We start from the raw sequence: 26,380 nt of genomic DNA, 5'->3' as shown, positions 1-26,380 counted from the left end.
TACGGCGCGAGCCTGTTCATAATTCTGTGTAACTGCCCGCCTATTAAAGGTGATCGTTTAGACGGTCACCGAACTCGATAATAAAACGACTCATTGCCAACCACCAGTTCTGGATCGGTATACTCCATTTTTTTGACGCCACCTGGATTGCCAGATAAATCACTTTTCTCACCGAGTCGTCTGTCGGGAACACTTTACGTTTCTTAATCGCCTGCCGGATAACGCTGTTCAGTGATTCGATAGCATTGGTCGTGTAGATGGCTTTGCGAATATCCACTGGATAACCAAAGAACGTGTTGAGATTTTCCCAGTGTGTACGCCAGCCTTTGCTGATTTGCGGGTATTTTTCATCCCAGACGCCTGCGAACTTGTCCAACGCCATCAGGGCCGCTTCCTCTGTCGGGGCCTGGTACACCGTTTTCAACCCGCCGGTGACTGCTTTGTAGTCTTTCCACGACACGTACTTCAGGCTGTTACGTACCATGTGGATAATACACAGCTGGATGTGGGTTTGCGGATAGACGTTGTTTATCGCATCGGGGAAGCCTTTCAGACCATCTACGCAGGCAATCAGGATGTCTTGAAGACCCCGCTTTTTCAGTTCAGTTAACACGCCCAACCAGAATTTGGCCCCTTCATTTTCTGCCAGCCACATGCCCAGAAGTTCTTTCTGCCCCTCGGTGTTGATGCCCAAGGCAAGGAACACGGCTTTGTTGATGACGCTACCATTTTGACGCACCCTCACCACAATAAAATCGATATAAACAATTGGATACAGTGAGTCCAGTGGCCGATTTTGCCACTCAGTGACCAGCTCTTTAACGGCATCGGTGACTTTGGATATCAGCGTAGGTGACACGTCGGCATCGTACATTTCTTTGAACGTGGCAACGATTTCTCTCGTGGTCATCCCTTTGGCATACAAAGATAAAATCTGGCTGTCCATCTGCGTGATACGCGTCTGGTTTTTCTTGATTAACTGAGGCTCGAAGGTGTTTTCACGGTCGCGGGGTGTATTCAGTTCGACCTCACCATCATCAGTGAGCAACGTCTTAGACGAATAACCATTACGGGTATTCGAACCTGCTTTGGATGCATTTTTCTCATGGCCGAGGTGTTCCGTAAGTTCAGCATTCAACGCTGTTTCGACGGTAAGCTTGGTCAACATGCGAGAAAATGCATTGAGGTCAGCTTCAGTTTTAAGGCCTTTAGCCAGTTCGGCCGCAAGTGCCTTAAGTTTCTTTTCGTCCATAATTTGCCTGTCTCCATTGTCAGGAAGAACATATCAAAAACAAGCAATTATACAATTTAAATTACAGTCTCCGGCCACACTCCATTTGACTATGCAAAGATTAATAGTCCTTTTCGATAATACGTAAGCGTCCGGCGAACTCGCGTTGTGTTATTAAAGTAGTGTAATAAACTGGTGGATATTAGCTGAAGCTGTTTTCGGCGTAGGGTAATAGCTCGCTGAGCCTATTGCTGGGCCAAGTCGGCAAGCGGGTCAGCACATCGCGCAACCAGACGTAAGGGTCGTGACCGTTGAGTTTGGCGGTTTCCAGCAGACTCAGGATAGCCGCCATCCGTTGCCCAGCACGCAACGACCCGGCAAAGAGCCAGTTTTTGCGGCCTATGGCCACCGGACGGAGGCAGTTTTCAGTGCGATTATTGTCGATGGGTACGCGGCCATCGTCCAGGTAACACAGCAACGCAGGCCAACGTTTCAGGGTATAGTCCAGCGCCTTGCGCAGCCCGGAGTTGGGTGCCGAGTGTGTCTGTTGCAACAACAGCCATTGATGGAAGGTCTCCAGCCGGGGTTTGGCGTATCGCCGTCGCCATTGGCGTTTCTTATACGCCGACCGAGGTTTGATTTTACGCTCAAGCTTATAAAGCTCACGGATTGTATCCAGCGCAACCTTGGCCACCGGGCTTTTGTTGGCAGTAAACAGTTCGAAGAACTTGCGCCGGGCGTGCGCCCAACATCCAGCCTCAAGTGCCTGGCCGCTGTCGAACAACGCCTGGTAACCGGCATAACCGTCCACCACCAGGGTACCGCGCCAACCCTCAAGCACATCGCGGGCATACTGACCACTGCGCCCCGGCTGGCAATCATAAAGCACTATCGACCGGTCAGCCCCCAGCGCGGTGATATAAGCCCACAGATAACCGCGTTGGGTTTTGCCCTTGCCGGGGTCGAGGATGGAGAGCGGGGTTTCGTCGGCCTGCAGGACCGGGTGTTGCAACAGGTCCTGATGCAGCGCCTGGGCCAACGGTTTCAGGGCAGCACCCACGGCACCGAACCAACCCGCCAAGGTACTGCGAGGCAGGTCGACACCGCTACGTTGATATATCACTTGCTGACGGTAGAGCGGCAGGTGGTCAAGACTTTTGGCACACACCACCTGCGCCAGCAGACCCGGACCGGGCAGACCTTTTTCAATCAGCTGTGCCGGTAGCGGCTCGCTGACGACTGTTTCACAGTGTGCACAACTGAACTGCGGGCGGACATGGCGATGCACGATGAAGCGAGCCGGAACATATTCCAGCCGTTCGCTGATTTCATCACGAATGAAGCGCAGGGGGTAACCACAGTCTGGGCAGCTATCAGACGCCGGCGCCAGACGAACCTCTTCCCGGGGCAGTTCACGCGGCAGAGGTTGGCGCTTGGGTACCTGCGGTTTGGGTGTTTTCGGCTCGGGTAACAGAGTCGCCAGTTGCTGCTCGATATCGGCGGCATCGGCCTCGATATCTTCGTCGAACAACCCGCGCTGTTCGCCCTGGAAGGCTTCGCTTTTACGCCCGAAGCGCCACTGACGGGCGTTTTTCAGTGCGTCTTCCAGTTGCTGGATATAGCACGTTTGTGTCTGGTTTCGCTGCGTCTGCTGTTCAAGGTCTGCGAGTAATTTCAACGCCAGAGTGCGCAGTTCGTCGGGGTCTTTTGAGGTCAGCAAGGCATCGATATTCATGCGAACACTTTATCAACATGGCACCATATTGTCATTGATAATCAATGTATTAATCACTATTTTTCGTTATTTCCAGCCGGTTAAATCCAGACCATCCACCCGCTGCCAGTCAATGCCTTTCATCAACCAGTCGACCTGCTCGGGTGACAGCAGCCAGGCGACATCACCTTGTCGGGGCCAGACAAAATGGCCTTGATGAAGACGACGCAGACACAGCCAGACGCCGTGCTTGTCCCAGCGCAGGACTTTGATGCGCGAGCGTGCCTTGTTGCAAAAGACAAAAGCAGCTTCCCCTTGCCAGGGTTGGTGCAGGTGGTCGGTAATGTATTGCGTCAGGGTATCAATGCCCCGGCGCATATCGACGGGCTCCCGTGCCAGCCAGATGTGGTGCGGTGTTAACATAGGGACAGGGCCTGCATCACCGCCCGCAATTGCGTCGGAAGACACCTGACCGAACAGCCATTGGGGAGGTTGAGCGTTACCGTGTCAGCATCATTATTCCCGGGCATCACTCGGTGCGCAGGAATAAAGGCAGCGGGAACGCTCACGGTAGCGTCATCACGATGATGCTTTAGCCAGTAATAAAAGGTGGCTGGGTTCAGGTCATGCTGTCGGCAATAGTGTTTTTTAGACAATCCGCTCTGTTGCCAGGTGTCGAGATGTTGTTGCCGTTCACTGTGAGAATACCGTTTTGCCATATTTCCCCTCCGATTCGTTGTCTTGAATGAAGGCAGCATGTGGCAACAGAGTTTTGCTAGCAATATGAGATCACCGGACGCTTACGATAATACTAACTAAGTGTCTGAATATTCACTGTTTGTTAATTAAATGTTTATAACTGAGAAGCCTCCGCCCTAATGGGGAGAGGCTTTTGTCTTAACTCAATCAAGAAGGAAATCGTTATGTAAAACTTTATTTTTTGTCCGGTGTGTGAACGGAAGTGTTAAATATCCAATATGTCTTGTGCGCACAATGGTCATCTTTTCAATCAAATAACCCCAAGCTTTGCATACAATTCTTTTTTCTCTTTCATGCTGTTATCCAATGGTGCTACTCGCAATGCCGCTTTCAAATAAGCTGCAGCACCAGAGTAATCACGCATTTGCTCGCAAACTAAAATGAGTTGGCTTAACACATGGAATTTCATTGGAGTTATTTGGTTTACTTTCTCCAATAGTGCTCTTGCTTCAGGATATTTCGCTTCAAGGCCAAAGATAGATGATTCTAAATACATGGTAGCCGCGTTTTCTGCTTCAGCTTGCTTTCGTTGCAACAGCCAGGATTTTGCTTGACTGATATTGCGCAACTGTAGGTTTGTCTTAACTATCAGCTCGAACAAAGCCGCTGGTTGAGTCAATTTACCCTCAAGCAAGATCGCTTTATTATCTTCTACAACTTTTTCAAAGTCGAATAAGCGATTGGCGCGGTACAAGGCAATAAGTTGCTGATGTAAAGCTTGTAGATCTTTACTGCGGCTATACTCCTGCGACGCTAACTGAGCAGCCTTTTGGTAAGATTGATTGGACATTGCTTCAAGTACCGCACTTGACCAGTCCTGATCAGGTTTAGTCTGAAAAACGGGAGCAATAGCACCAACTTTTAGTTGCTTAGTGGTAGCTGCATCAAATGCATGAATTAATTCGGAAATAGTTGAAAAGCGATCCTCCGCTCGTTTTTGTAAGCAGGTAAGAACCACTTGCTCCAAGTCCGTATGAATAGAGCTATTAATCTCTGTCGGAAGCTTGAAAGGTGCGTGGCGCTGAACTTGTGCTGGCGTATCATGGGGCAGCTTTCCTGTCAGCAGCTGGTATAGCAAAACACCTAAGCTATAGATGTCGCCCAATAGTAGCTCTTCTAGACTACCTCTACGGCTATCGACGTTGGAGAACTCTGGGGCTGAATACAACACAGTCCCGCCATTTTCTCGGGTACGAACGTAAATTTCTTCTGGTAAAGCTGAGCTGCCAAAGTCCGTCAACTTCACCAGGTCCCGTTCCCCAACCAAAATATTATGTGGCTTAATATCTCCATGGGATATTGGCACTGGTAGTTCGGCCAAATAATGCACAGCACAGAGCACTTGACGATATATTCTGAACAACCGTTCATAGGTCTGGCCAAAATTACGCTGTCTGTCATCGAGCTTTTGCGCCAGGGTTTGGCTGGGAAAATACTCCATTTCAATATAGAACCATTCATTATCTATACGGCCCATATCAAAAATTTGCACAATATTTTCGTGCGGCTCGACGTCTAAAAGCTCTTTACCTTCGGCAAGCTGGCGGTCTTCCCGAGTAATATCTTTAGGGATTTTTACTGCGACAATTTTTCCATCTTGCAGGCGCTCCGCCCGCCATACCCAGCCATGGCTGCCATCACCAAGGCATTCAAGTAACAGGTATTTGTCACCAAGGCGTTTATTCGTCCCTGGCAAAAAATGTGCTGATTTTATATTCACATCAACACCTCATAGTGAATTCTGTCCAAAACAATCATGCTCAGATTTTTGATAAATAAAAAGCGACTAAACACCACCTCAACATTAGGAGCGGCGCTTACTTGGGTACCAGTGGACGAAGTAAAACCCATGCGGCAAATGTCTTTCAGTTTTTGGGTATCAGGTGCACCTACTAAGCCTTGGCTCCAGGCACTGAGGACCAGGGTTTTGGGGGAATGATTCCAGCGCTGTGCTGCTTCCAGTAAGTTTTTTAATTTTTCTTCTAGCTTTTGCTGCCCCTTCGCTGAACCATCAAAGCGTTCAAATTCGATTAAACACATAGGCGATGCAGAAGATTTATGAAACCAGCCCGAGTCTGAGCGAATATCAGCACCAAATGTACCTGGAGCCGGGCATTCCATTACCGCCATAAATGACTGTTCATGCCCGAATGTATTCCAAACGCTACAGCCTAAGCTGTGGACCAATACATCTTGGTCCAATAGCTTACCGCTTGCTAAAAGTGGAAACGTCTCATTTACCCAAGCTACTTCAGGCATAGGCACCTTAGCCATTGAAAGAGCCCCAAACACGCAATACCTCCGGTGATTCACCACCGTGAATTAATGCCTTACTACCAACTTTAACAAGCAGTGGTGCAGGGATTGAACGACCACACACCAAAGCTTCACCGGTTGATAAACTCGGAAGTTCCTCCAGGTCAGCTTTGCTCACCATATCTGATGCTTTAGCTATAAATCGTTGATCGTCTGGGTTCTTTAAGCGCATCGTAATTAGCGTATTGCACTGAGAGGTCACATCTGAATCTAATTTCGATGGACGCTGGCTCACAATGCCAAATCCAACACCAAATTTACGACCTTCACCGGCGATCTTTTTAATAATGCGGTGACTGACTGCATTGCCACCGGCCGGGGCAAAATTATGGCCTTCTTCGTAAATGATAAAGCATGGACGCAGCGGGTCCGTTTTGCTCGAGGCCGCTTTTAATATTTCACTAGATAACAATGCACAAATGACTTGCTTAGCGGTATCACTCAAACCTTGTAAGTCAACAACGACTAAACGTCCCTGCTGATTGCTCGGGCGCCCCACCATTTTGTAAATATCAGTTGGTTCAGCCATCGTTGCACTGTAAAAACTTTTGGCTTCATTAAGCACGCGTGAAAGCTTCATCGAGGCGACGGCGGCACTACGGCCTGATAATGCCTTCGCCTCAGCTTCAGAAAGGTCGTCCCACTCTTTTAACTCTTCAATACCATCACCTAATAAGAAGCGCAGGCGGTTAATATCTCGTGGCTCTGTCTTATCTGCAGAGCGCCAATAACGAATTGCAACATCGAGTACTCGTTGCTGCGGTTCCGTTAAGCCAGGTAATATTTCAGCAATATCGTCCATTTCAAAATGGTCGAACTGAAGCGCTAATGGTGTGTTCTTACTGGCGTATTTATGTTTAAAAGACTCGTGCTGCGGCGAGTAAACCTGAATACCTGCACCGACGGCTTGCAGCTTTTCAAAGATCTGCTTAATCAGTGGCAGTGCTTCTTGATCACGCTTATCGTCAGTGGCATCTAAGAAGCTTGAGAATTGCAGATTACCGCCAGCGAGGGCTTTACCGTATTCACCATGTGGGTCAAATACCACCACAGTGCCGTTATTAACCGCGACTAAACGTTCTATAATGCGACCAACAGTATAAGACTTACCTGAACCCGTCATTGCCAGAACAGCCAAATGCTCAGTGACCAATTTGTTGACGTCAATAAAAACCGGAACCGTATTCTCGCCTTTGTCGTAGCCTACTAAGTTACCCAAGTGCAAACTGGAGTGTTCATTAAATTCATAAAAATCACTTAAAAACTGAAAATCGACGGTTTCAACAGCTGTACCAGGGTTAAGTGGGCGACGTGGAATTTTGATCTGACGAGTCACTGGATCGCGGTAACCAACCAGCTCGACCTGAGCAAACATATTCTCACCAGTTACATTCGCACCGGGCAAAAGCTCAAGCTCAGTCACACCATCGCCAAAGCCGGCGTTATACAGCATATTGGTACGACTGATCTTGGTCACTCGCCCCAGTACGGCGACTTGCCCCTCATCTTTGCGTTCCTGGTGCATAATGCGTACAAACTCACCACGGCGTACTGAAAACGAGTCTTGCACAACCATAGTTAACTGGCTGGCATCACCAGTGTTACCGACTAATTTACCTAAAACTTTATAAGCCATTATTCAATCCCTCATCGAGGCCTGCCAACCACCCTGCCTCAATATCATTATTCTTTAGTGCCTGGTGTAAACCCTGGCGATAAAACGTAGCAAATTTAGGTAAAATACCAAGCTGTTGATAGCCAAGTAATTGTGGCAACGGCATTGCATTACCTTTGTTTTGCATATCCAGCACCATCAGGCGAGAGGCAACTAAATCGAGATCAGCACTTTTCCATTCTGGTTCGTCACCTGCTAATTGCACCATTTTTATCTGTCCGCCTCGGGCACTACGGAAGTGAAAACTAATTAACCCTTGCTTAGCTTCAATGTTGGGTTCAATGCGGTTTTCTTGTTCAGACAAACGAAATGCGATGGTGCGCGAATAGTTGCCTAAAATGCCATTGATAAATCGCAAATCCCCCACGCCCACCAAACTTTCATCCAGCCCTGCCAGATTTTGCATCAACTCTTTAGAAAACCCATCAGATGCTAAAATTTGTTTGCGGCCTTGTTCGGTACGTAAATCTTGTTTGGCGATACTTACAACTGCACTAAAGCGCTCAGCCAAAATGCTCGCAAGCACTACACCATTTTGATTCCAGGGGAAAATTTCAGAGCGATGGTTTTGCCAAAAAGTTTCTATCACTTGCCTGGTTTTTTCGTACTCTTGTTTATGACGGACATTGCGCTCCAGCGGAGCCATATCCCGTGATAAAAACAACGGCGTATCCAGCAAAATTAAATCGGCAGGCTCATAACTTAAAAGTTTTTTTTCAACTAACTGATACGCCTGACGAATTTCAATCAAATCAAGTCGTTTACGCTGTGCTTCAAAATCAATATCGTCCAGTTCTGATACTGAGTCGCTACCCACCGTGCTGACTTTATTGTCATCGATTAGCAAATCTGTGCGCACTGCTGCACTGGCATAAATAAAACCGCCCAATACTTTGTCTAAGCACGATTTAGTCGCAATACCGGCTACGCGTAAATTAACGATTGTGGGCTTGGGGACCGCTTTCACTAAGCCAGCATCACGGAACAGCGGCGCCACTTGCTCAATATCACGGACCTGTTTAAGCAAACGTCCTGCACTTCCCGGTAAGCGAAGCTGGCTATCGATGGCGAGAGATTGCGCTAAATTCATCGTTTTGTTCTCATTCATGCTTATAGCGCTCCTGTGTGTAACTGCTCGCTAAGTAATGGAGCATAAGCCCAATATTGCGAGGCTTGTAGGCATGTTTTACCGGTGGCTGTTATGCCCGCTTCGTCGATAAAATCGTGCTGCTGCAACATCTCACCCCGTTTGACAATATCAAGGCTGTTGACATCAAACATCTGCTTAACCGCATTATGCTCAGATAGCGCTTGTAAGCTCATGCCACTTCCAGCGTAGAGTAGTAGCAATACAACCAGATCGTGCTTATCGGGTGTGTAGTCAGTTGATGGCGCTTTAGGTCCGATGATTTGTTCAGCAATGCCTGCGTGGTCCACAAACCAATTCAACCAGCTTACCAAGATCTCACTATGATCGAGTAAATTCAGCGACCACAAAGGTAACGTGGTAAAGGCTAATAGCCCACTGTTGCTGTGTTTTCGTATGTAGCGGGTATGCACCACATCGCCGGCTTGGTGTTGGTGCCGATCTGCACTGCCAGTAAAGCCAGCAATAGCCTGGTTTGTTTCACTGGTTAGCAAAGCGGTTAGCCCCGGTTCTTCCTGCATCCTCAAGATCGCTGGTACTAACTGCCAATCCAGTGGGGAGGGCAATTGCGCTAATAAGGTAAATTGTTCAGCTTTCAGGTTTATTACCAAAGCGGCACAACCTGCCTGCATAGCCCAGTGATACAGACACTGCAAAGTATTAGTGTCAGTCAACTCTTCTGCTTGTATTAACAACAAACCGCTGGCTGGCGGCGAGCTAATCCAATCCGTCGTTAAGGGGGTTGCCCCCGCAACAGTTTGCAAAAAACGGCCTTTACGATTACTGGCCAGTGCCGCAGATAAATAAAGACTCATCGCGCCACCTCTATAAACCAGTGGCAAAGGTAAGGCGCATTTTTACAATGCCTTTGTCTACAAGTCCTTTCTGTTGCTCAGGTGTTAACGCGGGTTCTTGGTTTTGGCTCAAAGCCTGATAAATCGGTTGCCAATCCGCCAGTGTTAAGCCTGTATCTTTTAATATTTGCTCACCTTGACTCTGCCATTTGGCCTGGGTGTTTTCACACACCAGTTGAAGTTCACTGACACCCAAATTGCTCACATCCCCCAGAGTCAACGCTGCTGGTTCCGCTTGCTTTTGAGAAGCCAATAGCGGTTTTAATAACGGCAGCCAGCTGTTTACCTGCTCGATGGAGCTGCGTCTTACTTGGTTTAGACGCTCTTCAATTTTAAGTAGTTGGCCTTGAATCGGTGTAAGTTGACCGCGTGCCGGTTTTAAAAGCTCTTCTGGTAAATCCCGTAACGATGAAAACTGCCCATTGCGCAAACTGTTTTGCATACTTTGACGCTTGCTCTCGGCATCGTTGGGGAGATCGGCAATAGCGTCTTCAATGAGCTGTAATTTCATTACCAGTTTTGGTAGCTCTGCAATGTCATCAGCGTACTCATACTCAGCCGTGGCGCTACTAAGCCATTGTTGCAACTGTTGGGCGCGTTGGTTTTGCTCTGCGAGGTTATTAACTAGCTTCCCAAATCGTTCTTTGCAGTTGCGGTAGCTAGACAAAATATGTCCCTGGATCTCCGCTATCGGCAGCTGTTGATCACTGTGCAGGTTTAAACCCACTTCTTGCGCTAAGGCTGAAAGCTTGTCATGCGCTTTACCTAAATCGAGTTTACGCAGGTAATGCAGTAAGGTATCGCTGTCTGCTTGCTGCTCTTTTTGGCCAGTGGCACTGCTGGTATCGTCTTTTAACGCGCCGTCTAAAATATGACCTATAGTGCGCAGAGTGTTGGTGTACAGACGTTTCGGGAAGTTCGTCAGCGGGGCACACTCTGTTTCAACATCTATGATTAAATCAGCGAGTCGGTTGTTGATACGCTCAGCGCTGCACTCAACAAATTCGGCAAATAAACAGGCCTGTTCAATCCGTTGATAAAGCGAGGTCGTTTTGTCTTCTAAGCTGAGAATATGGGCATCTTTTAGCATGGGCTTGGTACTATTAAGCGGTTTAACCTTTGCTACTAGCTCCAGCACGTCAGCACGCTTGTGGATAAGCCCTGCCAGTACTTGCGTGTCGCTGTCCTCAGCAATATCAGCCAGTTGTTCTTCTTGCTGTTTGAGCACGTTAAATAGTGATTGTGCTTTTTCCAGCTGCTCTTTAGCTTCCACGGTGACAAAACCCAGCTTATTTGTACCTAGTGGCGCGAACATTTCATTAATGCGTGCATAACCATACACGCGGCTCATGACTTCCACATTGGCTGCGTAGCTGCCCATATCGTTACCGCTGAACCAGTTTTGTGCTTCATTAATGGCATTTTCTAAGCGGGAGCGCGGGTAGTGCTCCCAAATTGCCTGTTTTTCTGTTGGATTGGTTAAAGTGAGTAAGTTCAGCTCTCCACACCACCACATCCAGTCATTAAACACGCCTTTTGCGGTAATGCTCGTTTCAGCCACATAGGCGAAATAAAACTGCTGCTTAAAGCCTTCGAATTGCCACTTGTGCTTTTTATTAGGATGAGCAATACGGGCTAAAAATAATGGGATTTGTGCCTGGCTTCGCTGCACATTATTAAGTTCAGTAAATAGCCCGGCATGTTCATCGGCCGTGTAGCCTTTGGCAATATAGCTGCCCGGCACTTTAAGTTTATCCAACAAGCTGCTCAGCTCATTCACTGGCACGCCGTGTTGCTGCTGTAAATCGAGAATGCCGTTTAACTCAGGGTGAGCAATGGCCAACTGATACCAGCCTTTAAACAACAGGTCGCGGTCATTCGGTGATAACTTACCATCTACCTTTAACGGCCAGGCAATTAAACCGCGCTTCTGCAAGCGCTGGCGCCACTTGTGAATGGCATCCGTGGCAAAGGTAGTCAGGGCATGCAGCTTGTTTTTGAATTTCGCGGTAAAGCTGTCGGCAGTTAAATTCACGCCGTGCAACTGGCATGCTGCCAGACTTAAGCCAATACGCTCTAACTGGTCTGCTTCGCTTGGGTTGACATAATGCAGCAGTATCGCATCACGCAACTCATTTCTTTCATCCAGTCTGCTGTATTGCTCCATGAGATGTGCAGAAGCGGTTAACGCTAATACTGGCGTGCGACCATTTTGGTGGCTGTGGTTTGCCGCAAAGGTGTGAAGATTGTTCAGCTCAATGAGGTTACTGACCCAGGCAAACAAGGCTTTACCTTCTGGGTGAAGCTTAAATCCATCCAAGGTAAGTAAACCACCCTGGCGGCCACGGGGCTCGGTTAAAATGGCCAGAGGTGCATCGTCGCTGCCCGCTTTATTACTCAGTAAGCTTTCATCATAGGTCCAGTTGTTATCCAGTAATCTCATAAAGCCCGTTACACGGGCTAATGCCTTGATGAGCGGCTTCTGGCTACTTTGTTTGCTCAGTTCACTCATCGCCTGTTCATGGGCATCGCCCATGGCGGGATCTTTAAAAATCAGTGAGTTTTGTTGGGCACTGCGATAGCGCAAATCCAGGCGCAGTAACATCGCCACACTGGGGCCAATATGCGTTGCTTCGCTGGCGTCCAGCTCGGTAGTTTCACCCACTAACTTGTGCCATAAGGCATCGGCAGCAAATTCAATCGCTGGGTGGTCATACAGTAAGCTGAGTAAGTATTTAAACTCACCTTTTGACAGAGGCAGTAATACCGCGCCTTTATCGCCGCTTGCGGCTTGCTCTTTAATCGAAAAAGTACGCAGGTTATCCAGCAAAGTATCTAAGCTCAGCGCTTGATCTACTGCAGGGTAGTACCATTCATCTTTATCGCGGCGGAATTTGGCTTGCTCCAGGGCTTGTCGGCACTGTAGGCGGTCAATGCTCAGTTTGCGGTAATGAGCAGCTATGGGTTCCAGATCTTCGTTTTTCAGCGCCAGCAATTCAGTGGCGTGGTTCACTTCAGCTAAGCGCACGGGTAATTGGCCGTAGAGCAAACTACGGCATTCGGTCAATAGTGCCTGGTCGCGAGTTTGAATGCCTTCTATCGCACCTTTATCCAGAACATGCCTGGCCACGCGGCCAGAACCGGCCAACACAGCTTCAAATAAATCGCCCACATCCTTGATACTGCGGCCTGCTTGTTGGTATTGACTCAGCACCGCATCCACATTAGCCATGACCACGTTAAACCAACCGAAGTTGGCACCACTCATGGCGTATGCAGCTTCCACTAAACCAGCAGGGTAATTAAAACCCAGCTTGCCGTCTTTTAAGAGGCTTGCCACATAGTCTGATACATCGGCAAAGGCATTATGCTCAAGTTCCACTAACTCAAAGCGGCGTGCGACCGATTGAATTTCGCGCAATTGTTGGCCAAGCAGTGGTGAGCACAGTGCAACATAGCGCAACCATGGAAGTTTACGGCGAGGGTCTTCCTCTTTAATTGCTTTACCAATCAGGCGAATGGCCTTGCCATCGAGGCGTTTATCTTGTTCATCTTCCAGGCCAAAAGTGGCGGCTTCTGCAACGGTTTCCAGCTCATCCAGCACCACCAACATATACTGCACGCCAAAGCTCTTTAATACTTTATAGGCGGCTTGCACCAAACTGACTACCAGCGTTTGGTCAGTATAGAGGTCTTCTTCGCTGTGGTTGGCGTTCAGCTGTAAGGCATCTGCTAACAATTCAGATTTAAAGCCAAATGGCATTAAGCGTTCATAGGCTTGTTTGGCAATTTCACTTTGAATCGATCCATCAAAGGTTTGGGTGGCCAGTGGTAATAGCGCCTGATATAAACCAAAAGCAAACCAGTTATCCGAGTTTTGATAATCTGATGCCACTTGCGAGTAGCGAATGTAGAGCGCCAGGTATTTGTCTTGCGTGTCGCGATTAAACAGCTGCTTATTGTGTAGTTGGCCTTGTTCGTCGCGGACAAACCAGCCCCTGGAACAGTCGTTAATTTGTGCGACCAATTCATGGCCTAAACGAGATTTACCCCGGCCCCATTCGGCTTCGACGGCAAACACATGGGCAAAGCGATCATCGTCGTGATCCACCGTATGCAAAAAGGTTTGAAAGCGTTTGAAAAATCTGCTCTGGCCCACTAACGGGTCGCGAGGTGGGTAATCTGATACGCCCGTCGCCGCCCAGCGATGTTGTTTTGCCAGGCTATCAACCATCTGTTCGTTTAATTCAAAACTCATAACGACGATCCTTGAAGGTTTATTCTATTGGCGGCGCGTTTTTTATTGGCATAGCAGTTTTGCGCCAGTTGCTTAACGGCCCGTTGTAACGTTTGGCTTTTGTAGCCAAATAACGGTGCTAACGGCAGGCTGTAACAGGCATCGCTGAAGCTTGTGTGAATTCGATATTGGCCGGACTCGCCACGACCGGCCTCAGTAAATTGCCAGATTTTTTGTGCCAGCAATTCGGCAATGAATGAGCTTAGGACGCGGTTTAGGCGGTTGATACTTTCTGTGTTCGCATCGAGTGCCGGGTAGAGGGTGATATTGAGCTCACCGAGCAGAAGCACAATAAACTCAGCCAAACTGCCCAGGCTCACTTCATCACCTTCAATGCCTTGTACCGCCACATTTATTTGACCGGGTGCAAAGGCATTTTGCCCGGCAGGTAAGGTGAGCAACAAGCCGCCACGCTGCTCTGCAGCCCAGGCATCTTGCACAAAGATAATGAGACTGAGTAAAAATAACCAGGGCTGTTGGGCGAATAGCGCGGTAAGCGGCATGTTGTCATGACTTGAGCGGGACACCAATAACCAATCGGTATTGGGTTTAAGGTCATGTTCATCAAGCAAGGTATTAGGGAGCGCTAACAAACGCCCGCTACACCAATTGTTTGTAAGTTGTTTTGCGGTTAAATCCACCACTTGTATAGGTGCCGGTGGTTCATTTTGTTCGCTTACGGTAAACAAGGTATGGCTGGTACGCAAAATACGACATAGAGCGGGAATGGCTGCGTTGTCGTTTAGGCTATGGCCGAGCAAATCGCGTTCGGTTTGTGCCAGAGGGCCGGCAATGATTTGCGGCGTGGTGGCAGTGCTTTCCAGTTGGGCTAAGACCCATTCACTGGCATTGCCCAGTTGCTGAATGAGTTTAACCAATACCATTGTGTCATTCATCGCGCCTGCTTCCTGGCAGCGAGCGGCGGCCAAATTTATCCAATGTTGACGAACATCTGGGTTTAAGCCCAACAACGCTAATTGCCATTCACCTGACTGGCTTAAATCGTTGAAGGCATCAAGCAATGGTGCAGTGAGGCTATAGGCGTTAACGATATCATTTTCAGCGTCGTTCTTTTTCGGCTGTAAGATTGGTTGTAGTAGTGACCTAAGGGCAGGCGCAGCCGCCAATAACAATGCTGCTTTGTTGGCGTTCAAACCACCTTGTTGCCAAAGCTGCAGGCAGAGGCTAAGTGCCGCTTCGCTATTTAACGTGTCGCTATTTTGCCTGGTTGTACTGCTGTCCATGCCGCTTATCACCATCTTTACTCTTCCGCCTCAGCCTGTGCTGCATCTTCCAGCAAACTGTATAACTCATCCACATCGCTAAATAGCGGTGTGGCACCTTCAATGGCATAACCCTCAGCACTTAGTTTGCTTAAAATCGCTTGATCTAAGCTGTTGTCGCCATCTTCCAGGGCTTGTTGGGCTTCGATCAATTGCTGCTCGGTCAGCTGGCCTTCGATTAGGGATTCGATGAGCGTTTTGGCTGTGTCAGTTAGCAGTTCTGCATTCTTTTTAGCTTCATATCTATTCTTGTGAATAGAATTAAATTGCTGAATATCACAATCTGAAAAATCTGGAATAAGGATGTTTTGTAGATTTTCTTGATTAATTCCTGGCATTGTTGTTCCAGTTGAAAACTGCCAGAATTGCATATTTCCAGCCTCTGAGTTTAAAAACCAAGAAAGTATTGGCATGAATTCAGGCTTTGACGGTTTGCATGAGAAAACTTCGCTGGAGCAAAGAAAGCTTGCTGATTCCATCACTACAGCAGCTATTCCAAAGCTTCCTTTCCTGGTTAAAAGTAAATCACCTTTCTTCGGCTTTTGTTTTTCGCTGGCATTTGTTAACGCAGACACCCTTACTCTGGGACTATTTTTTAAATCTATGTAACCAGCTCTTACATCAGCAACTTTGATGTAAGGGAGTCCATTTTCTATCTCATTTCTCTCATCAAACCCATTTGTAACGCTTGTTAGAAAATAAGAAATTGGCTGAGTGCACGAGCTATCTTTTAAGTTTTTCTGATTGGAAATATATCGCTCTCTGTACGTCGTTGCTGTCAACATATTTGTGAGAAGGTGGTTTGGAACACGTGAGAAAAGTTTTTTATATTCTTTTTTCTCAGGTTGAAAGTGATCAATAAATGCATCCAAGGAGCGTTCAAGACGCTTCGCCCAAGCGCGCAGCTGTTCGGCTTGGCGAACTTTATTTCCAATGTATTTTTGGGCTTTTTCATCAGGTCTAAATAGCGGAATAGACTTAATATGTTCATTGGAAAGATTTAATTGCCCGGTAGATCCGGATACCCCAGCTTCTAATAAACGTTGACCATGGAAGCTATTTAAAAATGAGCAAATGTAGTGACTATCAGCCTTGTCAGGGCGAACAACAAAAAGATGGTCATTCGTATACGCTTCTTCGCTATAGCAATAAATCGATGCCCGACCAATTGTTCCTGAGCCTGAACGTGTAATGACAATATCACCATATCCGAGTCTCTGTTTTTGAATTTGATCTTTTGTTGACGAGTCAATCCAATCAATATCATCAATCGAAACTAACATATCATTAGTATTTTTAGGTTTAATGCACTTTAAGCCTTTTTCTGCATACTTAGGCGACTTTCCTTGTTGAATTGGTTTTGTGCATACCGCCTGCAGTGAGCAATTTTTCAAGCTAAGAATCTGATTTTTTGCTTGGGTAATTTCTGGTCTGTAGGTTTGCGCAGTCAAGAAGTCCTGCAAATCGGAAGTGCTAATGCGGTTTATATGAAATGTTTCGCGTAAGGTATCTACAGACATTACTCACCCCGCTTATAAGCCGATACAATCTTATCCAGATCGTTGGTAACACCAGCGTTATAGTCTTCAATATTATTTTTCACCACGTAGCCCAGAGTTTCGGCCACCGCCATAAATACATCGGTTTGTGGCTCGGGTAAAAATTGCTCTGGTTGGTTGGGGTTAGCATGGCGTTTTTGTAAATACAAAATCGAGGTTTTGGCGCCTGTGCCGGAGAGCTTAAAGCAGTCACTTGGCAGAGAAATCACCGCTTTGACTATGGCTTTACCGCCAACAAATTCGCCGGTTTTTTCGTCTTTTTTCCCCATGATGTACTCACGTACATAACGGTCGCCGGAGTTACATAAAATGCCATCAGGCAGCACGATCATCAGTCGACCACCGGGTTTGAGCAGTTGCAGGCAGCGGTCTATAAACAGCACAGCTGGGTCGATGGTGGCACTCACTGGTTGCCAATTGCCTTTGCTGTCGGGTTTACTGCCCAGTGCCAGTCCTCCGGTTGTTGGCTGCAGGCTGTAAAACGGCTTTTTATCTGTACCGCCCGTTTTACGTAAATCGGTACGATAGCCCGCCCATTTAGGTTCGCCGTTGTTATCCAGCTCTAAATCGCCGGTATCTTGCCATTTCATTTTTACATGGTCGTACCAGACGTTGTAGCTATCCATAACTTTTACGGAAGGGCGGAAGCCACCGAGGATTTGTTCCATTTCCTCTTCATATTTTAGTTTTGACTCTTGGCTATTCTTATCTTTAGCAAATTTTGGCGTACCAAAAGGTGGGTTCGTACAAATCAAATCGAAGCTGTTAGGCTTTAGTGCTGGCGTACTTAATGAGTTATATGCGTGAATAATTTTTGCCTTAGGTGCATTTTGTAGTGCCATATTCACACGGGCTAGCATGATCATATCAGTAGAGTTATCAGCACCAGTGAATGAATTATCTCTGAGGTCTTGCTTTAATTTTTCTTTTTCATTATCACTCAAACCGCCCAATTTAGAGTCAACTAGTCTATCTATTTGACTCAAGGCTACTGAACCAAATCCAAATGAGCCGCACGTTGGATCACAAAACTTAAAATCACCATTTGTTAGTTTCGCCATGACTTTATCGTCATCTGCAATATCATAAATTGCCATTTCCAGCATGGCTTGTTTCACTGGGTTAGGAGTTAGATAGACTCCAAGACCCCCTTTAGATTCGAACTTAGCGCGTAGAAATACGTCAAACACTCGTCCTAATAAATCACCTGATACATCGGCAAGTGACCCAGAGTTTTTGACAATCTTTCCATCATTCGAAATTACTGGGCCAAGGTTTTGAATAGCTTCAAGTAAATCAACATAGTTTTCTGGAACGGACAGCTTAAGGTATTCATCCTCATCAAAAATACCATTTGGGGTTCCATCATCAGCTATGACTATGTAGTCAGGATGTGACTTAAGTGCTTTAAACGCCGCTTTTATCTGTGAAACGGCTTTTTCTCCATTTCTTCTAACGTATTCATAGTTAAATACTTCATTAAAGACGCAAGTATTTCCCTCATGGTCAACGAAAGTTAGCTCTTTTGAGTGGTGGACTCGAAAGCTTTCTAAAAACAGAAGCTTAGCTACCTCATAAATGATACTGTTTTTGTTCGTGACTTTATCACGGCGTACCCTGTAAACACTCTCATGGAAGGCATCAAATCGCTGCATTAAGCGTGTATAAACACGCATCGACCAGCGAAAGGTTGGATCACGCTCCATGCGATCAAAGCTACGTAATTCTTCCAGACTTGGCAGGGTATCTGCACCGTGGGTACCGTCAGATCCATCGGCACCGAACAAGGCCAAAATACGTTGGTGGTTCATGCCATCGTCCACAACGGCAAATACTGGCCAGTCACCTTCGATATCGCTTAACAGCTGGTAGGCTAAATCATCAAACTTTGCAGTGTCAGCGGCGTATTCCCAATGGCCTTCTGCCAGCGCAATCAACATGACCGGTGGCGTTAAGTTGCCTTCAACCAAGCCTTGAATGAGACCCGCCTTGGCGAATTCATGTTCGGGTAATTCGACCAATGGCTGAGTAAACTCGGAGTGCTGTTTGACCAGTTTATTGAACAGTGCTTCTAGCTGCTGTTGTGGGTCTTGTTTTTTTGCTTCTTTTGCCATTATGTTTTCTAAAATCCTTTATACAGCCGACGGTTACTACAAGTGCCGGCTAATTTATCAATACCAGCAAGGGGCCTTTAATCTCTAACTGCGCATGCTTCCGAGCTAGTTTGTGTATCTGCTGTTCACTGGTCGTACTACCTGCTGGGAGCTTTTTCAGTACTTGTGCCAGGGGCATGCGCCCACCAGCTTGTTGTAACAATGATACCAAATGTGCCGCAACATCAGGTGCAACCTGGTACGTTGCCGTTGTGGACTCTTTTAGATGATTACTTTGAGGCAATGAGGCAAGCCATAGCGAAACTTGAGACTGGCTAAAGCCAAGGATTTGCCAGAGAGTTTGGTTCTCATTAAATACAACGGCAGCGCTTCTGGGCGCTGCTGTTTGCTGAGTAATTAGTTGTTCCAGGCTTTGTCGCTGGTATTCATGGGTCATCTCATGCCTCCACTATAGGATACTGAAGCAGCCATCCGATCTGGGTTGGGTCTCATTGTACAGGACTCGTCACTCGGCCACATCATCCTCTCACCGCGTTTTGCCATTATCCGGTATGGCACTACCCATAATTTTAAAGTCTCTGAAAAAGCAAAGTGCTGCGGTATCGGTTGGCTAAAGTCATCATGCGCAGGGTAAATCAGATGCATTTCGCCGCTCCCATCAAGATATTTTTGGCCGTAGGCAAACATTTGATAAAAGTCGGATTGCGCAAGTCCATATAGTGATTTTTTTTGCTCGTTACTGTTCACCAGCTTCCATTTCGTGTCCATCACCATTTTGGTTTGAACTGGTTGGCGTGATTGAATCAGCAAGTCTGGGCGAAGCTTAAAGCAATCTTTAAGTCCATGCTTTACCAAAGAATAAGTTGCTGCTTGAGGAAAAACTTTTAGGTGAGAAGGTAATTCGTAGGGTAGGGTCTGTGCCACAAAGGATTCAAATACCGCTTCCATAGGAAACAAAAGTGATATCGCTTTGGTGTTTCCCTGCAATGCACTTGGGCTCATTCCTCTCAGGATCAACTGCGCCCAAGCCATTGGCTCGCTGTAATGAGTCATACCACGCTCAATGCGTAAGCTGTTCATATCGCTCTCAATATCCCTACTAAGTGGAATACCGTCAAAAGCAAAGCGCAGTTCGTAAAGCCAGCGTTGATTCTCTGATGACAGCTTCAGACTAAGTAACTTATCCAGTGTGGAGTGTAAGAGCCGATTGGCAGCACAATCAGGCATATACTCATCATAATCGACACAAAACTTATGGCGATTTACCGCGTTATGTCGTAGCTGTGCAGAGAGCATCAGCTTGCCCTTCATAAAAGCCAGATTACCTTGCTCGCTCACATAGTCGGAGCATAAACCTTGTTTAAGCAATTGGCTGACGCTTTGCAAAAATTGGCTGATAAAAATCTCGAGTAAAGGCATGCGTTGTGCCTGAAGAGTGGCCTGCTGGGTTTGAATATGTCGAAACCCAGGCAGGTGACTTAGCATCGTAATGAATGTTTCTCGCGCACTCGCAGCCGTGAGGTTTTTACCAATCTTGGGCAGTATCTCAAGCTGGATACCGTGAGGCGTAGAAAGCATCCCCGCGTAGTTTTGCACCTGCAGCAATTTGAAACCTGAACGAGAGGTGAGTTTGAGAAACTGGCTTCCTTGATCACTTGTTAGGCTAAATGTTTCTAAATAATCAAAGACCTGTTGAGGCACCAGCTTTGCGCCAACTGAAGCCGCTTTTCCACTCCCCAGCAGGTCATATTCAAAAACTGAGATAACTTCACCCATGGTTTACGGCCTGCTCATCAGGAGTGGTCTGCTGTGGCTGATAAATTGAACTATAAGCCTGTGGCATATTCCAGACCTCTTGATCAAATGCTTCGAGCTCGTAAGCCGTCGATTGCTGATCATGGCGTCGTAAACCATGGTTGTTACCAAAAAGCGTATCGAGATCGTCGGTTTTCTCAATCACGAATTGCAGGCTGTCGTCTTGTTTCTGGTTGTCTGCCAGCACTAGCCTGATCTTGTTCCAGTCATCGAAAAAGTATTCCTGCAACAAGGGAATGATCTTTTTCTGGAATACGATCTTCAATTGTTTAAACGCAGCTTCTTCATCACCGGTATCGAGTGCATTTTTTACCGGCATAAAGAATGCATGTCCCAGTGTATGTTCACGATCGTAAAGCGCTTCGATGCGGCTATTGAGTTTTTCTAACAACGACTCGAGCTCTATGCCTTTCACCTTAGCTCCACTCAGTAAAGAGAGATCAGGCATCATTTCGACAAAGTCAAAGCGACGGCGCAAAGCCGTGTCCATCAGAGCTAAAGAACGGTCCGCTGTATTCATGGCTCCGATGATGTCGACATTGGCGGGTACGCTGAAGTGATCACCGCTATAAGACAGTTGCAGGCTCATTGCATTGGACATACCCGCACGCTTGTCTACTTCAATGAGTGAGATTAGTTCACCAAAGATCTTGGATATGTTGCCGCGATTGATCTCATCAATGAAAATGGCGTAGCGATGTCCAGGATCGGCGTTGGCACGCTGACACAGGCGTATAAAGATACCCGGCTCAATGGGATAAGAGATATTGCCACTCTCGTCAGAGCGAGCGCGTATACCTTCAATAAATTCTTCATAGCCGTAAGATTGGTGGAACGTAACCACTGCAAAACGCTGGATGGCTTCGGCAGATTTAGGTCCTTGCTTTAACTCTGCATAAAGAGAAAGCAGCTCATCCACTTGCTCTAACTGGGATTCAACCAGGAACCATTCACTATCGGCAGTTTTGTCGAAGATCGCAGGTTCACGACGACCTTTGTAAGCAACCGTAGTTGATCCCGGAATGGTGAAGGATTGCAACGTCGCCCAGGCAGTTTGAGAAAAGTTGCTACTACGGCCATTCAGCAGCGCTTTGCGTTGGAACCACTGGTGTTCTGTCATTTGGCGAACTTTTGCACGTTTACCAAGATCGAGCAGTACCAGGGTTATGACCTGCATCCAGTTCAACGATTCAAGGCGAGAATCCAGCCAGGCATCACGATCGGCTGGCACAGCATGAGATATGTACTCTTTCATCTTTTGCTGCAAAGTGAAGGTCTTGCCAGTGCCTGGGGGCCCAAAGAAGATCACATTAGTTGGTGAATGTGGAATGGTCTTGTTATCTATGGGCTCACTGCTGGTTGTGGATGTAGTGCTAGCTACTTTCTCCTGCTTTTGTTCATTATCGCGTTCACGAAGCAATTCATAGAGATGCCAGATGGCCATATTCACGTAATAAGGATCTGTGTTAGGAGATTGGGCGTGTATGGCTTGTTTCAATTCATGGTTTTTCTGCAGCCAATTTCCGGTCAGTACCAAACCGAGACTGAACTTCTTATTTAAGAAATCTGCCACTCTTGTAAACGCATTCTCATCCACGGAGCTGGTGCAGGTCTCTGGCAAAAAAGCGGCAAAAACGCGGTTTCTCAAACTCCAATACATACGCTTAAGTAGCCCGGTTTCTTTGGCCTTCTGCAGAGCACTGCCGACGTATTGGTAGGTTGCTTCATCTGGTTGCTGACGAACGCGTTCGGTTAGTTCTCTAAGCAGTGGCAGACTTTGCTGATATTCCGCCAGTGAAGGGACACCCTGACGGATGCTGGCAATGCCGTTATCACGTTCATACCAAAGTCGTTTAATCAAATCTTCTGATCCAGGCACCGTGAAAGTTGGGACTTGCTGCAGCAGCCCCGTAAATTCACGGTATCGCTGATTCCACCTGGAAGGTTCATAATTTTTATCTTCTGCCAGGGTATCAATCAATTCACTGAGAGTCAGCTTGCCTGCTTCGACACTATCTACAAGATCCATCGTGAGTTTCCTTTACTGTGATATTACTTACTAGATAGCTAGTGTGCTGTTTCAAAACTCATCTTACCAAGCATGAGTTTGTAGCCAAGCGCAATAAGTAAGATTTTCTATGCAAAATACAGCTTTTTCATGTTATTGAATTTATTGCTCTCAAATGAGTTTTTGGCACCTTCACTTTGAGTCGTGATTATCGAGTTACTTTGTTGTGCTGAAGTGCTGTTGGTATCAATAGAGTGTGAGCTGTGAGGATACTAGTGCAGGGCATGCTCCCTTCCTGGGGCAGCAAGGTGCGATTGACCTGCCCCCAGGATTAGATACAACCTTCAGTTAGTAATTGGACTGACCCCACCCCGGTAGACGATCCTGCCCTATAGTTGGACTGACCCCACAACAGTAGACATATCCTGTCCTCACGACGAGGCCTGTTCGAAGGCCTCCGGACTGAGACCGCCAAGGTGACTGTGGCGCCGGGCCCGGTTGTAGAACACTTCAATGTAATCGAAGATATCAGCCCGGGCCAGATCCCGGGTTTTGTAGATCCGTTTTCTGATCCGTTCTTTTTTCAGCGAACTGAAGAACGATTCTGCTACAGCATTATCCCAGCAGTTGCCACGCCGGCTCATACTTGGCGCCAGGTTGTTGGCCCGGCAGAAGCGTTGCCAGTCATCACTACCGTACTGACTACCCTGGTCCGAATGCACGATAACCTCACTTTCCGGTTTTCGTCGCCACACCGCCATCATCAGTGCATCCAGCGCCAGCTCGCGTGAAAGAGTGGGTTTCATCGACCAGCCCACCACATTACGGGCGAAGAGATCGATGACCACTGCCAGATACAGCCAGCCCTGCCAGGTGCGGATATAGGTAATATCTGTCACCCAGACCTGGTTGGCCCGGGTGACGGTAAACTGCCGCTGCACGCGATTTGGGGCAACAACAGAAGGTCTGCCGGCGATACGACGCGGGGCTTTATAGCCGCGCACGGCTTTGATTCGGTTCAGTTGCATAATACGACTCACCCGGTTTTTACCGCAGGTTTCCCCGATTTCATTTAGATCACCATGAACCCGACGATAACCGTATACGCCTCCACTCAGTGAATATGAGTCACGGATGAGCGCCAGCAGACGCTGATTATCGTTATCGCGCACTGAAACCGGGTTATGCAGCCACGCATAGAACCCGGCTCGGGCGACGCACAGCACCCGACACATCGTCATGACACCCCATACAGCACGGTGCTCATTGATAAAGCGGTACTTCAGTCGGGCTCCCTTGCAAAGTACCGCGCGGCCTTTTTAAGAATATCCCGTTCTTCTTCAGTGCGCTTTAACTGAGCCCTGAGCTTCAGGATCTCACTTTTGGCCTCCAGAAGATCATGGGCATGCTGTTCGCTGTTATCAGGCTTGATGGCCCGTAGCCACTTGTAAAGACTGTGTGCAGAAACCCCAAGACGGTCAGAAACTTCAGCAACGGAATAGCCGCGCTCCGTTATTTGACGGACGGCTTCTTCCTTAAATTCAGGTGTAAATCGTGGTGTGCCCATACGTTCCTCCTATGCTCAAACTATAGGGCAGGATCGTCTACCGGGGTGGGGTCAGTCCAACTATAGGGCAGGATCGTCTACCGGGGTGGGGTCAGTCCAAACTATAGGGCAGGATCGTCTACCGGGGTGGGGTCAGTCCAACTATAGGGCAGGATCGTCTACCGGGGTGGGGTCAGTCCAACTATAGGGCAGGATCGTCTACCGGGGTGGGGTCAGTCCAGGTTGATTTTTCTTCATATCTCCTATTTCGCCAGTCCGCTGCAAATTCAGATGGAGTCTGGTAATCCAGCAATGAATGTGGACGGCACTCGTTATAATCCTGCCGCCAGTCATTAATCGTTTTCCTGGCGTGAACAATATCGCTGAACCAGTGCTCGTTCAGACACTCATCTCTAAATCGTCCGTTAAAACTCTCAATAAATCCGTTCTGAGTCGGTTTGCCCGGCTGGATAAGACGCAGTTCCACGCTATGCTCAAAGGCCCATTGATCCAGTGCACGGCAGGTGAATTCCGGTCCCTGATCGGTTCTTATCGTAGCCGGATAGCCACGAAACAGCGCGATACTGTCCAGAATACGCGTGACCTGTACGCCTGAAATCCCGAATGCGGCGGTAATTGTCAGGCACTCCTTCGTAAAATCATCCACGCAGGTCAGGCACTTGAGCCTGCGGCCAGTGGCCAGTGCATCCATAACGAAATCCATCGACCAGGTTAGGTTCGGCGCATCCGGGCGCAGAGGCGAAAACCGTTCGGTCGCCAGCCCTTTACCGCGTCGTCTGCGTTTTACGCTCAGTCCGTTAAGGTGGTAAATGCGGTATACCCGCTTGTGATTGACGTGAAGGCCCTCCCGACGCAATAACTGCCAGATGCGCCGATAACCAAAACGTCTGCGTTCAAGCGCCAGCTCAGTAATACGCCCTGATAAATGTGCATCAGCAGATGGACGCTGAGCGTCATAGCGGCAGGTCGACAGGGACAAACCTGTAAGCCTGCAGGCACGACGTTGCGACAGACCGGTCACATCACACATCAACACCACGGCTTCCCGTTTCTGGTCTGTCGTCAGTACTTTCGCCCAAGAGCCACCTGAAGCGCCTCCTTATCCAGCATGGCTTCGGCAAGCAGCTTCTTGAGTCGGGCGTTCTCCTCTTCAAGCGACTTAAGCCGCTTCACCTCAGGGACTTCCATGCCGCCAAACTTCTTGCGCCAGGTGTAGAAAGTGGCGTCTGAAATAGCGTACTTGCGGCAGAGTTCCCGGGCAGAAACCCCGACTTCCGCTTCGCGGAGGATACTGATGATCTGTTCGTCGGAAAACCGCTTCTTCATGGTAATGCCCTCACGTTGCTAATGAAGACATTACTAACATCACGGTGTATTAATCAACGGGGTGCAGGTCAACGAAATTGTAATGATTTAATATGTTCGGTCCATTTACACTCTTCATGATTTATAACTCTAGTTTTTCTATTGTTTACTCGTTGAGATAGGCGTCTGAGAATATTTGTAGATGCAGGTGCTTCTTTTTTGGGGAGGGTAGCACCGTTTAAATTTTTATAATCCAAATGAGTTTATTTACTCAGATATTATTAGTGCCAAGGTGTGGGATATTAGGGTGCCGACTTGAAATGGTTAAAATAAATTATCTGTCGATATACTACCGTTTCAAACTTATTAATAAAACACGTGCTTTTCTGGAATAGTACAGTTAGTTCAACTAATGGGGCGGTTAGGTTGGAACAACTAGTAAAGATAAGTTCGTAAGCAGCTTTTTCCGATAACTTGAACTGGATCATACCTTCTAACTAAATATTCTTTATAAGTGATGGTAAGATTGATATGTAGCTTGAACGAGGGGATCGTCGTGGATAAAGCTTTCTGTACTATTGATGAAAAAGAATGGATTGCAGATGCATTTTACGCATTGCCTCTTGCTGAGATCCAACTGAAGAGACGGAGTTTGCTTTGTACTGAATGTAAGGGGGATGCATGGTTCAGACGATCAAGTTACGGAAATGACTCACCGCATTTTTGCGCCCATCAC

18 protein-coding genes are annotated in these 26,380 nt (G+C 47.5%); all 18 read right to left on the bottom strand.

Annotated features, from left to right (window positions below):
- Positions 1-43: 43 nt before the first annotated feature.
- Positions 44-1,252 carry an IS256 family transposase gene (locus tag Z042_RS24270; protein WP_025297198.1) on the bottom strand — a complete coding sequence of 403 codons (1,209 nt, stop codon included), beginning with the start codon at positions 1,250-1,252 and terminating at the stop codon, positions 44-46.
- Positions 1,253-1,433: 181 nt separating this feature from the next.
- Positions 1,434-2,966 (bottom strand): IS66 family transposase, encoded by a 1,533-nt coding sequence (tnpC, locus tag Z042_RS24265; protein ID WP_024914512.1) that lies wholly within the window; start codon positions 2,964-2,966, stop codon positions 1,434-1,436.
- Between the two features lie 66 nt (positions 2,967-3,032).
- On the bottom strand, positions 3,033-3,368 hold the full coding sequence (tnpB, locus tag Z042_RS24260; RefSeq protein ID WP_024914513.1) for an IS66 family insertion sequence element accessory protein TnpB: 336 nt from the start codon (positions 3,366-3,368) through the stop codon (positions 3,033-3,035).
- Complete coding sequence (tnpA, locus tag Z042_RS25415; protein ID WP_071882818.1) at positions 3,362-3,664, bottom strand: IS66 family insertion sequence element accessory protein TnpA; 303 nt, start codon at positions 3,662-3,664, stop codon at positions 3,362-3,364. The genes tnpB and tnpA overlap by 7 nt, the downstream gene beginning before the upstream one ends.
- A gap of 290 nt (positions 3,665-3,954) precedes the next feature.
- The gene (locus Z042_RS24255) at positions 3,955-5,424 is read right to left on the bottom strand and encodes a serine/threonine-protein kinase (protein ID WP_024912179.1); all 1,470 of its coding nucleotides are present in this window, start codon (positions 5,422-5,424) and stop codon (positions 3,955-3,957) included.
- On the bottom strand, positions 5,421-5,963 hold the full coding sequence (locus Z042_RS24250) for a hypothetical protein (protein WP_236849205.1): 543 nt from the start codon (positions 5,961-5,963) through the stop codon (positions 5,421-5,423). Before Z042_RS24250 ends, Z042_RS24255 begins: the two co-directional genes overlap by 4 nt.
- Positions 5,964-5,970: 7 nt before the next feature.
- Entirely contained in the window at positions 5,971-7,656 is a 1,686-nt protein-coding gene (locus Z042_RS24245; RefSeq protein ID WP_024912177.1) for a helicase HerA domain-containing protein, read from the bottom strand.
- A complete protein-coding gene (locus Z042_RS24240; RefSeq protein ID WP_024912176.1) occupies positions 7,646-8,803 on the bottom strand; it encodes a hypothetical protein in 1,158 nt (385 codons plus the stop codon). The genes Z042_RS24245 and Z042_RS24240 overlap by 11 nt, the downstream gene beginning before the upstream one ends.
- A 2-nt stretch (positions 8,804-8,805) precedes the next feature.
- Entirely contained in the window at positions 8,806-9,657 is an 852-nt protein-coding gene (locus tag Z042_RS24235; protein WP_024912175.1) for a hypothetical protein, read from the bottom strand.
- Positions 9,658-9,667: 10 nt separating this feature from the next.
- Positions 9,668-13,954: a hypothetical protein gene (locus Z042_RS24230; protein ID WP_024912174.1), complete on the bottom strand. Its 4,287-nt coding sequence runs from the start codon at positions 13,952-13,954 to the stop codon at positions 9,668-9,670.
- Positions 13,951-15,237, bottom strand: coding sequence for a hypothetical protein (locus Z042_RS24225; protein WP_024912173.1), 1,287 nt, complete (start codon positions 15,235-15,237; stop codon positions 13,951-13,953). Before Z042_RS24225 ends, Z042_RS24230 begins: the two co-directional genes overlap by 4 nt.
- 17 nt (positions 15,238-15,254) lie before the next feature.
- The gene (locus tag Z042_RS24220) at positions 15,255-16,796 is read right to left on the bottom strand and encodes a restriction endonuclease subunit S (RefSeq protein ID WP_024912172.1); all 1,542 of its coding nucleotides are present in this window, start codon (positions 16,794-16,796) and stop codon (positions 15,255-15,257) included.
- Positions 16,796-18,949 (bottom strand): HsdM family class I SAM-dependent methyltransferase, encoded by a 2,154-nt coding sequence (locus Z042_RS24215; RefSeq protein ID WP_024912171.1) that lies wholly within the window; start codon positions 18,947-18,949, stop codon positions 16,796-16,798. Before Z042_RS24215 ends, Z042_RS24220 begins: the two co-directional genes overlap by 1 nt.
- A 49-nt stretch (positions 18,950-18,998) precedes the next feature.
- Complete coding sequence (locus Z042_RS24210; RefSeq protein WP_037406385.1) at positions 18,999-19,385, bottom strand: hypothetical protein; 387 nt, start codon at positions 19,383-19,385, stop codon at positions 18,999-19,001.
- A complete protein-coding gene (locus Z042_RS24205; RefSeq protein ID WP_024912170.1) occupies positions 19,382-20,725 on the bottom strand; it encodes an McrC family protein in 1,344 nt (447 codons plus the stop codon). Before Z042_RS24205 ends, Z042_RS24210 begins: the two co-directional genes overlap by 4 nt.
- Entirely contained in the window at positions 20,718-22,793 is a 2,076-nt protein-coding gene (locus Z042_RS24200) for an McrB family protein (RefSeq protein WP_024912169.1), read from the bottom strand. The genes Z042_RS24205 and Z042_RS24200 overlap by 8 nt, the downstream gene beginning before the upstream one ends.
- A 410-nt stretch (positions 22,794-23,203) precedes the next feature.
- Positions 23,204-24,339 (bottom strand): IS3 family transposase gene (locus Z042_RS24195; protein ID WP_202901318.1). Its coding sequence is split into 2 segments (ribosomal slippage): positions 23,204-24,093 and positions 24,093-24,339, totalling 1,137 coding nucleotides; the frame shifts between segments, so codons are not numbered across the junction.
- A 181-nt stretch (positions 24,340-24,520) separates the two neighbouring features.
- Positions 24,521-25,665, bottom strand: a protein-coding gene (locus Z042_RS24185; RefSeq protein ID WP_417903511.1) for an IS3 family transposase whose coding sequence is annotated in 2 segments (ribosomal slippage) — positions 24,521-25,416 and positions 25,416-25,665 — 1,146 coding nt in all. Because the reading frame shifts where the segments join, the coding sequence is not laid out codon by codon here.
- Positions 25,666-26,380: the final 715 nt, after the last annotated feature.

The sequence above is a fragment of the Chania multitudinisentens RB-25 genome (assembly GCF_000520015.2).
Taxonomy (GTDB): Bacteria; Pseudomonadota; Gammaproteobacteria; order Enterobacterales; family Enterobacteriaceae; genus Chania; species Chania multitudinisentens.
The sequence above is the reverse complement of the archived record's forward strand: the minus strand, read 5'-3'. Positions and strand labels throughout refer to the sequence as shown.